Here is a 9,154-nt window from a genome sequence, read left to right as displayed (position 1 = left end):
GGCTCGTCCGGTCCCTACGGGACGCTGCATGTGGCGATGGAGATGTTTGCAGCGAGCGCCGGCATCAAATTGCTGCATGTGCCGTTCCGCGGCGCGGGGCCTGCGCTGACCGCGCTGCTCGGCGGCACCGTGCAGGCAGTGGCGTCAGCGCCGGGCACGCTGAAGCAGCAGGTCGATGACGGCAAGATGCGCGTCCTCGCCAATTGGGGCGCCGAGCGCATCAAGAGTTTCCCTGATCTGCCGACCTTCAAGGAGCTCGGCTACAAGGATGTCGAGTTCTACATCTGGGCGGGATTGTTCGCGCAAGCAGCCTTGCCGGCGCCGATCATGACGCGGCTGCGTGAAGCAATGGCGGAAGCCGTAAAGGCGCCCGAGGTGGTCAAGACGTATGAGACCGCCGGCAGCCCGGTCGCCTATCTCGATGCGCCGGAATTTGCAAAGTTCGTTGCGGAAGACAGCGCGCGGCTGGTCGCGGCGGTGAAGAAGATCGGCAAAGTGGAGTAGGGAACCCGCTTCACAATTTTTTGTTCGCACTAACGTCGCGTGGCCGCATTCATTCAACAGGCTTGATGCCCATCGCCGCGCGGAGTTCCCGCGTCAACTCGAATCGAAGAGAAAGGACTTGATCCATGCAAACGCAGCGGATTGTCCTCGGCCTCGCCATCGTGATTGGCGGAACAGGCGTGATCGCTCCCGCGTCGTCGCAGGAATACCGCGGAACCTGGGAACAGCAGATGGCCTGCACACCCGACGTCTGGCGGCTCTGCGGCGACCAGATCCCCGATGCCAGCCGGATCGTGGCTTGCTTGCGGCAAAATACGCCGCAGCTCTCTCCTAATTGCCGTGCGGTGTTCGAATCGCAGGCCGACGCGCAGCCGGCGCCGCGCGGGCTGCAACAAAACGCGCCACGTGCCCGCGCCCCGCAGCCGGGGCAGCCGCAGGCGGTACGGCCGCGGCCGACGCAGCCCCGGCCCTATTATGAGGAAGACTATTAGGCCACAGCTTCGCGCTCGGGCCTGAGTTCGCAGACGTCGACCCATTCGGCCCCGGTCAACTCGGCCATGCGCGCCGGAGTGATCTTCACCGCGCTATGGGTCGAGCCTGCGGCGGGCACTACGATGTCGAACGCCTTCAGCGAGACGTCGCAATAGACCGGCAGCGGCGTCTTCAATCCGAACGGGCAGACGCCGCCGACCTCGTGGCCGGTAATCTCGGCGACCTCTTCAAGGCCGAGCATCTTCGGCTTTCCTCCGAACAGCGCCTTCACCTTCTTGTTGTCCATTCGCGACGTTCCGGCCGCCACGATCAGCACCACGCGGTCGCCGACCCGCAAGGACAGCGTCTTGGCAATCCGCGCCGGCTCGACACCATAGGCTTCGGCGGCTAGCGCGACAGTGGCCGAACTCATCTGGGATTCAATCACGGAGATATCGGGCGCCTTTTCTGCGAAGAAGGCGCGGACGGACTCAAGACTCATTTCAGGACCTTTGGGCAGACACCAGGGCGGGCAGTTCGGCGAGGCCGTGGATGCGATGATCGGGCACGACGCCAAGCTCGTCCATCTGGGTGCGCAACGCCCAAAACATCGTCAATGGCGGCAGCGTCTCGCTTTCGAGGCAGGCGAGCGCCATCGCTTCCGGCGTCACCCGCTCGATCCAGGCGACGTTGAGCCCGAATGCCTTGGCGCCGCAGGCGTCCCATGGATTGGCCGAGATGAACAGCACCTCGGCAGGCGGCACGTGCAGCGCCTCCTCGATCAGCGCGTAGACCTCGGGACTGGGCTTAAATGTTTTCTTTGCGTCGACGCTGATGACGGCATCGAGCACGCGGTCGAGCCCGCTGCTCTGCACCAGCGCGTCGAGCATATCAGGGCTGCCGTTGGACAGGATCGCGAGCTTGCGATCCTTCATCGCCGACAGAGCAGCAAGCGCATCCGGATAGAGATCAAGATGCAGATATTTGTCGATGATGCGCGCGAAAGTGTCCTCGTCATATTCCAGCCCGAGGCTACTAAGCGTGTAGGCCAGCGAGTCGCGCGTGACTTCAGAGAAATCCCGGTAGCGCTGCATCAACGAGCGCAGCCAGGTGTATTCGAGCTGCTTGATACGCCAGACCTGGGTGATGATCCCGCCATAGCCGGGAAACGCATCCTCGGTAACGTCAGCCACTGACTGGACGTCGTAGAGCGTGCCATAGGCATCGAAGACAACGGCTTTGATGGTCACTGTAACTACTCTTTCGCGCCGATGGTCGCGCCGAGAAATTCGCGAAGTGCCTCGGACGATTGATCTGTCGCCGACTGGTTGAATTCGAGGTGGTGACCCTCGATCGGATTCCTTGGGCCAGGCGCATCGAAAGCGTGATAGGCGCCGGGATAGACGATCAGTTTGACCGGCGCGCCTCGCTCCTGTCGTGAAATCCCCCAAGCGTCCCGGCCATCAACCATATTGCGGCACTCCTCGGCGGGCGTCCAGTCATCGAGTTCGCCGATCAGGATCAGCGTCGGCGCTGTCATGTAGCCCTTGAAGCTGCTGCAAGGTGGATAGAAGGCGATAGCGGCCCCGAACTTGTTTGGCGAGGTCTTTTCGAAGGGGCCATGTTCGACCGACCTGAGCGCCGTCGCACCACCGCGCGCGAAACCCAGCACTGCGACGCGGGCGGGATCGACGGACGGAAGGCGTACCAGAAACTTCAGGGCCCGGTAGGCGTCCCTATCCACTTCATGGGGAGTGGCGTTGCGGCAGCTATCGATGCCGCGCGAACCCAAGCTATCTACCGTGAGAGTCACATAGCCCCACGCCGCGATTCGCCTTCCCCAGCGTTCGTCGATGCGTCGCCAGTTTCCATTGCAACTGTGCAGCAGCACGACGGCAGGCGAGGGTGCCGCAGCGTTGGCTTGCCTCAGGTAACCCTGCAGCGGATGCGAACTGGCAAGTGGCGTCTCGATTTCGACGACGATTGGCGATGTGTCAGCCGCAATGCAATCGGCCGCGCTTCCGATCAGGAGCGCGGCGACGAAAGCGATCTTGGCGAGCTTCGTCACGGACCATCCTCTCGCTCAACAGTCGGCCTGTGATGGGACGTCGCACTATATACCCAAAATCTTCCGCGCGTTGGCCTTCAAAACCTTCGGCCGGATTTCCTCGCGGATGTCGAGTTTTGCGAAATCCGCCAGCCAGCGGTCCGGCGTGATGACAGGCCAGTCCGAGCCGAACAGCATCTTGTCCTGCAAAATGGAGTTGATGTAGCGCACGAGAATCGGCGGAAAATATTTCGGCGACCAGCCGGAGAGGTCGATATAGACATTCGGCTTGTGGGTTGCGACCGAAAGCGCCTCTTCCTGCCACGGGAAGGAGGGATGCGCGAGGATGATCTTCAGATCAGGGAAATCCGCCGCCACGTCGTCCATATACATCGGGTTGGAATATTTCAGCCGCATCCCCATGCCGCCGGGCATGCCGCTTCCAACGCCGGTCTGTCCGGTGTGAAACAGCGCGATCGCGCCGCCGTCATTGATCGCTTCATAGAGCGGATAGGCCATGCGGTCGTTGGCGTAGAAGCCCTGCATGGTCGGGTGGAATTTGAAGCCGCGGACGCCGTATTCCTCCATCAGCTTCTTCGCCTCGCGCACGCCAAGCTTGCCCTTGTGCGGATCGATCGAGACGAAGGGGATCAGGACGTCGAGATTATCGGACGCCACTTCCAGCATCTCGTAATTGTTGTAGCGGCGAAAACCGGTCTCGCGCTCGGCGTCGACCGGGAAGATCACGGCCGCGATGTTCTTGGAGCGATAATAGGCCGCGGTTTCCGGCACGGTCGGAGGATGCTTGTGCGGCGACTTGAAGTATTCGGCCATGCGCTCCTGGAAGTCGTCATAGCCGTCGTCGCCATGCAGGCCGCAGGGCTCTTCGGCATGGGTGTGGATGTCGATCGCGACGACTTTTTCGATATCGGGCAGCTTGAGCTTGGGCATCTCTTGGTTTCCCGCCGGCTTGATTTTTGGGTCTGGAAAATTGATTATACTATATAACAAATTCCGCAAGACGGCAGAAATAAATGAGCGGAATCAGGGAGGATGGTATGGCGCAGGCTGAGGCCTTCGAGACCGATTTCTGGAAAGACGCTAACTTGCGGAAAACATGGGACGACATCGTCCCGGGCGAGCCGCGCAAGACCATCCCTTACACGCTGACCAGGCAAGCCATCGAGCTGTATTGCAAATCGGTCGGCGAAACCAATCCGATCTATTTCGACGAGGCCTATGCCAAGACCACCCGCTATGGCGGACTGATCGCGCCGCCCTCGATCCATATCCTCCTGATGTTTTCCTGCACGCCGGCCGATGACTGGATGCGCTCGCCGGGCACCGTCAATGCCGGGCAGTCCTGGAGCTACAACATTCCGGCGCGCCCGGGCGACGTCATCACGCTGCAGGCCCGCGCGCTCGACAAGTTCATCAAGCGCGAGCGGCTGTTCGTGGTGCACGACAACGTCTTCTTCAATCAGAAAGGCGACGTAATCTGTTCCGGCCGCGGCTGGACGATTCGGCCGATGTGAGAGGGAGCGATCAATGACTGCTACGTTCGATAATCTCTCCGCCGGCGACGTCATCGACGGCCCGAAATTCGCGGTTTCACGCGAATCCATCCGCCTGTTCTGCGATGCCTCGCTCGACTACAACCCGCTGCATCTCGACGACGACTACATGAAGGGCAATTTCGGCAAGACCAATTTTGGCGGCATCATCATGCACGGCATGAACAATTTTGGGCTGATCTCCCGAATGATCACCGATTGGGCCTGCCCCGCCGGTGCGGTCCACCGGCGGCTGGAGACGCGGTGGGTCAAGCCGGTCCGGCCCGGCGATACCATCCAGCCCAGAGGGATCATCAAGGCCAAGCAATCGACTGAAAAATCGCGCTGGGTGTTGATCGACGTGGTCGTGAAGAACCAGGCGGGCGAAAAGGTCGCGACTGGCGAGGCCCTGGTCGAATTCCCGCGCGACCTGTGTTGCCAGTGATTTCAACGTTCCGTCATCCCCGCGCAACGGCTTCGCCGTTGTCGCTGGAGGCGCGAGCCAACGGGTCCGCGCGACGCGCGGCCCGATGACAGGCTCCGCGAGCCTCGAAGGATGGACGGCCCCGCTGGTGGCCGTCCATCCTTCGAGACGGCCGCGTTGCGGCCTCCTCAGGCTGACGGGATGGAACTTTGAGGGGCGTCACGCTATCCGGATGGAGCCGAAAACGGCCCGTTTGGATTGACATACGCTCCCGCGCTGCTTAGAAACCGCCCCATCCCGGGCGGTTGGCCGCTTTTCGGGATTGATCCCATTTTGCCACTTTCGGGTAGCTCAGGTTCGGGCCTCCAGCACGGCCTTTCAAAGCATCAGGATTGTCCCATGAAGGTCCGTAACTCCTTGAAATCGCTGCGCGGGCGTCACCGCAACAACCGTCTGGTCCGTCGCAAGGGCCGGGTTTACGTGATTAACAAGGTGCAGCGCCGCTTCAAGGCCCGCCAAGGTTAAGCCTGGGGCGCTGAGGCAGTTTTCTTTCCTCGTTTCACATGTCTTTGACGACGTGCCGCTTTGCGGCGCGGTTTTACGCGTCTAGACTTGGCGCATGGCTTTGAGATTCCCGGGCGCCCGTAACTGCCGGATTGCGGTCCTCGCCGCTGTCATGACGGCCGTGCCGGCGGCCGCTTTTGCCCAGGACGACCCCAGGGTCATTCCCCCGCCGAAAGCCCAGAAGAAATTGCCGGAAGCGCCGAGCAAGCTTCCCAATGTGGGTGCCGATCGCACCCGCGGGCTGGATTTCCTGTTCGGTGCACTGAAGGCCGCCCCCGATGAAACCAGCGCCAAGCATGTCGAGGCGCGGATCTGGGCGCTGTGGATGCAGACCCCGAGCGACACGGCTGCGCTGTTGATGCTGCGCGCCAAGGCCGCGATGGAAGCGCAGAAGATCGACGTCGCGATGAAACTGCTCGATGCCGTCGTCAAGCTGCGTCCCGATTATGTCGAGGCATGGAACCGGCGCGCGACACTGTATTACCTGAAGAACGACTACACCCGTTCGCTGGAGGACATCCGGCAGGTGCTGATCCGCGAGCCCCGGCATTTCGGCGCGTTGGCCGGACTTGGCATGATCATGCAGGACATCGGCGACGAAAAGCGCGCACTTGAAGCATTCCGCAAGGCGCTGGCCGTCAATCCGCATCTCGAAAAGGTGCCGGACCTGGTCAAGACTCTCACCGAAAAGGTCGAAGGCCGCGATATCTGATCTTTCGCGGTTAACCCTGATTCTCGACGGCTTACTTCAGCAGGAACGTCGCGCTGCCAACGCGCTATTATTCGCTGACTGCGTGACAGGAGCGAGCCATGAAATCATTGCTGCTGGCCGGCGCGATGATTATCGCGACCGGAACCTGCGCTTTCGCGCAAGACGGCTATTGGGTCGTAGGCGACCGCGCGACCGGCACATGCGAGATCGTCACGAGCAATCCCGTCATTAACAGCCAGGTCGGTGGCAACATCTATTTCGGAACCGGACCGTACAAATCGATCGACGATGCCAAGCTGGCCCGTTCGACCATTCCCCAGTGCCCGATCGTGCCGGAACCTCCTGCAGGAGCGCCGGACGAGGGGAAGCAATAGACGCAGGCCTTAGTGTATGGCGTTGCTGCCGCGGGCCATGCTGTCGAGACCTACCGCCGCGTAGAACTGCGCCAGTTCAGCCTCGAGCTGCTCGTTTACCCGCAGCAGGGCCTTGAGTGCGCCGCGGATGTCGCCATTGCAACTCGCTACGATCTGATCGATGGCGGCTTCGCTTGCGTCGGAAATCATAGGGCAGTCCTCCGATGATACGCTGGAACAATTTGTAGTGAGCGCCCTTGTTCCTGTGGATGTTGGGTACAATGCATGCGCCCGGCTACCCCCTAATCAGGCACGTGCACACATGGCGAAAGTGTCAGCGCCACTGTACAAATTTGCCGGTGACAGCAGTATGACCCCGCTATCCACAGGTTCGGGGCCCTGTGGACAATCCCGAAACCCGCAACCGAACCGGGCCGTAGCTCGCCGGTGCAGAAAACAAGCCGGAAATTCTCGATGGCGGCAGTGATTGTGGTGGCGGCGCTGGCGGTGCTGGCGCTGGTCACGCAGATTGGCGTTTTTCTCGCGCAGCGCGCCCATCCAGCCCGGGGCAGGATGGTCGAGGTGGCGGGTGGGGTACTCCACATCCTGGATATCGGCCCGCGCGATGCGGCCGGCCCGCCGATCGTGATGCTGCATGGCGCGAGTTCCAATCTCGAGGTGATGCGGCGGCCGGTCGGGGAACAGCTTGCCAGAAAGCACCGCGTGATCCTGATCGACCGTCCCGGGCATGGCTGGAGCACCCGCCTCCGGCTGGAGGATTCGACGCCCGAAATTCAGGGCCGGATGATCGGGGAGGCTTTGGCAAAGCTCGGCGTCGGCCAGGCGATCTTCGTGGTGCATTCCTGGGCGGGCGCCCTCGGCCTGCGCATGGCGCTGGATGAGCCGCAAACTGTGGCGGGTCTCGTGATGCTGGCGCCGGTCGCCTATCCCTGGCCAGGCGGCGTTGGCCGATACAACAAGATCATCGCGACGCCGGTGATCGGCCCGCTGCTCGCCTATACAATCACGCTGCCGCTCGGCCATTTACTGGCCGAGCGCGGCGCGCGCGTCGTCTTCCTGCCGCAGACCATGCCGGACGACTTTGTCAGGGACACTGCGACGCCGCTGCTGCTGCGGCCGCGCGAATTTATCGCCAATGCGCGTGACTTCGTGACGTTAAAGGCGGCGGTGGCCGAGCAAGCGCCGCGCTATGCCGAGATCACGGCGCCGATCACGATCATCACGGGCGATGAATCCGACAAAACGGTCTCGACCCGCATCCATTCGCAACCGCTCGCCGCCACTGCGCCCAATGCAAGGCTGATCGTGCTGCCCGGCGTCGGCCACATGATTCAGCAAGCGGCGCCCGATCTCGCGATCGCAGAAGTGGAGGCGATGATGGGCGCGCTGACGCCGAGGGCGGCAGCGGCGATCGATTGATGGGTATGGGAGCCCGGGATCTATCGACCCGCTTTTTTCTCGCGATCAGGGACGGCGGTGACACCGCACGTGGTCTGACGGCTCCGGATGGGGTACCATCGGTACGCGCGGGATTCCGCTGCTCGTCCCGCCAGGGATGAACCTTAAGAGTTGCGATATCGAGCAGCCGACCTTCGAGGGAGAGCGTCATGTACGCCGCCATTCGTCAGGGCAAGGCCAAGCCCGGCAAGGCCGAAGAACTCACCCGCAGGATCAAGGAAGGCGCGATTCCCGTCATCAGCGGGGTCGATGGATTCATGGGCTATTACGTGGTCTATGCGCCCGACGACACGGTGATTGCGATCAGCCTGTTCAACAATTTTGCGGCGGCCGAGGAATCCAACAAGCGTGCGCTGGCATGGATCGAGCATGATCTGGCGCCGCTATTGACCGGCCCGGCCACCGCGATGGCCGGACCCGTGATCGTGCACACGCTGGCTTGATGCGTTCTCGCGTCGTCTCACCCTCCCCTGGAGGGGGAGGGTCGACGCTCATGCAATGAGCGGCGGGGTGGGGTGACGGTCTCTCCACACCCAACAGTGCCCGAGGGGAGAGATCACCCCACCCCGTCTCACATTTCGCTGCGCTCCATGTGAGCCGACCCTCCCCTCCAGGGGAGGGTGAAGAAACTGCTCTTACTTCTGCTTGCCGTCCTTGTCGAACGAGGAGACATAGGTCCAGAGATCGTTGGCCTCTTTCTCGTTCTTGATACCGGCGAACACCATCTTGGTGCCGGGAATCTTCGCCTTCGGGTCCTTGATGTATTCGAGGAACACGTCCTTGTTCCAGGTAATACCGGAATTCTTGTTGGCGTCCGTATAGGAGTAACCCTCGATGGTGCCGGACTTGCGGCCATCGAGTCCGTTCAGCACCGGGCCGACCTTGTTCTTGGCGCCTTCGCCGATTGCATGGCAGGCCAGGCATTTGTTGAACGAGGTCTTGCCGGCGGCGGCGTCCTGCGCCAGCGCGCCGGATGCTGCGGCCCATGAGGTAACGACAACCAGCGCGCTCAAAGTCGATGTTTTCATGTGGTGCTCTTCGTTTCTT

The 9,154-nt window shown here is 61.8% G+C and carries 15 protein-coding genes; 9 read left to right on the top strand and 6 right to left on the bottom strand.

From position 1 onward, the window contains the following. Positions 1 to 504: tripartite tricarboxylate transporter substrate binding protein (locus CP49_RS20145; protein ID WP_197423162.1), on the top strand; the 504-nt coding region annotated here is incomplete at its 5' end. 125 nt (positions 505 to 629) lie between these two features. Continuing rightward, positions 630 to 995, top strand: a complete 366-nt coding sequence (locus CP49_RS47485; protein WP_057851963.1) for a hypothetical protein — start codon at positions 630 to 632, stop codon at positions 993 to 995. Here the strand turns inward: CP49_RS47485 and CP49_RS20135 are convergent. Genes CP49_RS20135 through CP49_RS20120 form a run of 4 tightly spaced genes read right to left on the bottom strand, consistent with a single transcriptional unit; the run spans position 992 to position 3,973 of the window. Continuing rightward, positions 992 to 1,477, bottom strand: a complete 486-nt coding sequence (locus tag CP49_RS20135; protein ID WP_057851962.1) for a YbaK/EbsC family protein — start codon at positions 1,475 to 1,477, stop codon at positions 992 to 994. The two genes, CP49_RS47485 and CP49_RS20135, sit on opposite strands and share 4 nt — an antisense overlap. Position 1,478: 1 nt before the next feature. Beyond that, positions 1,479 to 2,225 carry a haloacid dehalogenase type II gene (locus CP49_RS20130; RefSeq protein ID WP_057851961.1) on the bottom strand — a complete coding sequence of 249 codons (747 nt, stop codon included), beginning with the start codon at positions 2,223 to 2,225 and terminating at the stop codon, positions 1,479 to 1,481. A 5-nt stretch (positions 2,226 to 2,230) separates the two neighbouring features. After that, complete coding sequence (locus CP49_RS20125; RefSeq protein ID WP_057851960.1) at positions 2,231 to 3,043, bottom strand: dienelactone hydrolase family protein; 813 nt, start codon at positions 3,041 to 3,043, stop codon at positions 2,231 to 2,233. Positions 3,044 to 3,088: 45 nt separating this feature from the next. Beyond that, positions 3,089 to 3,973: an amidohydrolase family protein gene (locus CP49_RS20120; RefSeq protein ID WP_057851959.1), complete on the bottom strand. Its 885-nt coding sequence runs from the start codon at positions 3,971 to 3,973 to the stop codon at positions 3,089 to 3,091. A gap of 107 nt (positions 3,974 to 4,080) precedes the next feature. On the opposite strand from CP49_RS20120, the gene CP49_RS20115 reads away from it, so the two are divergent. From CP49_RS20115 to CP49_RS20095, 5 genes are all read left to right on the top strand, one after another. Continuing rightward, positions 4,081 to 4,557, top strand: coding sequence for a MaoC family dehydratase (locus CP49_RS20115; RefSeq protein WP_057851958.1), 477 nt, complete (start codon positions 4,081 to 4,083; stop codon positions 4,555 to 4,557). Positions 4,558 to 4,570: 13 nt separating this feature from the next. Beyond that, positions 4,571 to 5,020: a MaoC family dehydratase gene (locus CP49_RS20110; RefSeq protein ID WP_057851957.1), complete on the top strand. Its 450-nt coding sequence runs from the start codon at positions 4,571 to 4,573 to the stop codon at positions 5,018 to 5,020. A gap of 378 nt (positions 5,021 to 5,398) precedes the next feature. After that, a complete protein-coding gene (gene ykgO, locus CP49_RS20105) occupies positions 5,399 to 5,524 on the top strand; it encodes a type B 50S ribosomal protein L36 (RefSeq protein WP_002718645.1) in 126 nt (41 codons plus the stop codon). A 151-nt stretch (positions 5,525 to 5,675) separates the two neighbouring features. Further along, positions 5,676 to 6,275 carry a tetratricopeptide repeat protein gene (locus CP49_RS20100; RefSeq protein ID WP_420807624.1) on the top strand — a complete coding sequence of 200 codons (600 nt, stop codon included), beginning with the start codon at positions 5,676 to 5,678 and terminating at the stop codon, positions 6,273 to 6,275. 98 nt (positions 6,276 to 6,373) lie between these two features. Beyond that, positions 6,374 to 6,649 (top strand): fimbrial protein, encoded by a 276-nt coding sequence (locus CP49_RS20095; protein ID WP_057851955.1) that lies wholly within the window; start codon positions 6,374 to 6,376, stop codon positions 6,647 to 6,649. A 9-nt stretch (positions 6,650 to 6,658) separates the two neighbouring features. Here CP49_RS20095 and CP49_RS20090 read toward each other — a convergent pair whose 3' ends face one another. Continuing rightward, positions 6,659 to 6,838 carry a hypothetical protein gene (locus CP49_RS20090; protein WP_057851954.1) on the bottom strand — a complete coding sequence of 60 codons (180 nt, stop codon included), beginning with the start codon at positions 6,836 to 6,838 and terminating at the stop codon, positions 6,659 to 6,661. A gap of 264 nt (positions 6,839 to 7,102) precedes the next feature. On the opposite strand from CP49_RS20090, the gene CP49_RS20085 reads away from it, so the two are divergent. Further along, entirely contained in the window at positions 7,103 to 8,068 is a 966-nt protein-coding gene (locus CP49_RS20085; RefSeq protein ID WP_057851953.1) for an alpha/beta fold hydrolase, read from the top strand. Positions 8,069 to 8,256: 188 nt separating this feature from the next. After that, the gene (locus CP49_RS20080; protein WP_057851952.1) at positions 8,257 to 8,550 is read left to right on the top strand and encodes an antibiotic biosynthesis monooxygenase; all 294 of its coding nucleotides are present in this window, start codon (positions 8,257 to 8,259) and stop codon (positions 8,548 to 8,550) included. 192 nt (positions 8,551 to 8,742) lie between these two features. On the opposite strand, the gene cycA is transcribed toward CP49_RS20080, so the two are convergent. Next, positions 8,743 to 9,135 carry a cytochrome c-550 CycA gene (cycA, locus tag CP49_RS20075; RefSeq protein ID WP_057851951.1) on the bottom strand — a complete coding sequence of 131 codons (393 nt, stop codon included), beginning with the start codon at positions 9,133 to 9,135 and terminating at the stop codon, positions 8,743 to 8,745. Positions 9,136 to 9,154 lie beyond the last annotated feature (19 nt).

The organism is Bradyrhizobium valentinum, assembly GCF_001440405.1.
Taxonomy (GTDB): domain Bacteria; phylum Pseudomonadota; class Alphaproteobacteria; order Rhizobiales; family Xanthobacteraceae; genus Bradyrhizobium; species Bradyrhizobium valentinum.
Note: the sequence above shows the minus strand (reverse complement) of the source record. Positions and strands in the feature narration are given on the sequence as shown.

What these genes read in the sequence shown, in the direction of transcription:
- CP49_RS20085 (WP_057851953.1), top strand. Translation starts at nt 7,103, where the DNA reads ATGGCGGCAGTGATTGTGGTGGCGGCGCTGGCGGTGCTGGCGCTGGTC.
- CP49_RS20135 (WP_057851962.1), bottom strand. Translation starts at nt 1,477, where the DNA reads ATGAGTCTTGAGTCCGTCCGCGCCTTCTTCGCAGAAAAGGCGCCCGAT.
- CP49_RS20080 (WP_057851952.1), top strand. Translation starts at nt 8,257, where the DNA reads ATGTACGCCGCCATTCGTCAGGGCAAGGCCAAGCCCGGCAAGGCCGAA.
- CP49_RS20100 (WP_420807624.1), top strand. Translation starts at nt 5,676, where the DNA reads ATGACGGCCGTGCCGGCGGCCGCTTTTGCCCAGGACGACCCCAGGGTC.
- ykgO (WP_002718645.1), top strand. Translation starts at nt 5,399, where the DNA reads ATGAAGGTCCGTAACTCCTTGAAATCGCTGCGCGGGCGTCACCGCAAC.
- CP49_RS20120 (WP_057851959.1), bottom strand. Translation starts at nt 3,973, where the DNA reads ATGCCCAAGCTCAAGCTGCCCGATATCGAAAAAGTCGTCGCGATCGAC.
- CP49_RS47485 (WP_057851963.1), top strand. Translation starts at nt 630, where the DNA reads ATGCAAACGCAGCGGATTGTCCTCGGCCTCGCCATCGTGATTGGCGGA.
- cycA (WP_057851951.1), bottom strand. Translation starts at nt 9,135, where the DNA reads ATGAAAACATCGACTTTGAGCGCGCTGGTTGTCGTTACCTCATGGGCC.
- CP49_RS20115 (WP_057851958.1), top strand. Translation starts at nt 4,081, where the DNA reads ATGGCGCAGGCTGAGGCCTTCGAGACCGATTTCTGGAAAGACGCTAAC.
- CP49_RS20110 (WP_057851957.1), top strand. Translation starts at nt 4,571, where the DNA reads ATGACTGCTACGTTCGATAATCTCTCCGCCGGCGACGTCATCGACGGC.
- CP49_RS20095 (WP_057851955.1), top strand. Translation starts at nt 6,374, where the DNA reads ATGAAATCATTGCTGCTGGCCGGCGCGATGATTATCGCGACCGGAACC.
- CP49_RS20090 (WP_057851954.1), bottom strand. Translation starts at nt 6,838, where the DNA reads ATGATTTCCGACGCAAGCGAAGCCGCCATCGATCAGATCGTAGCGAGT.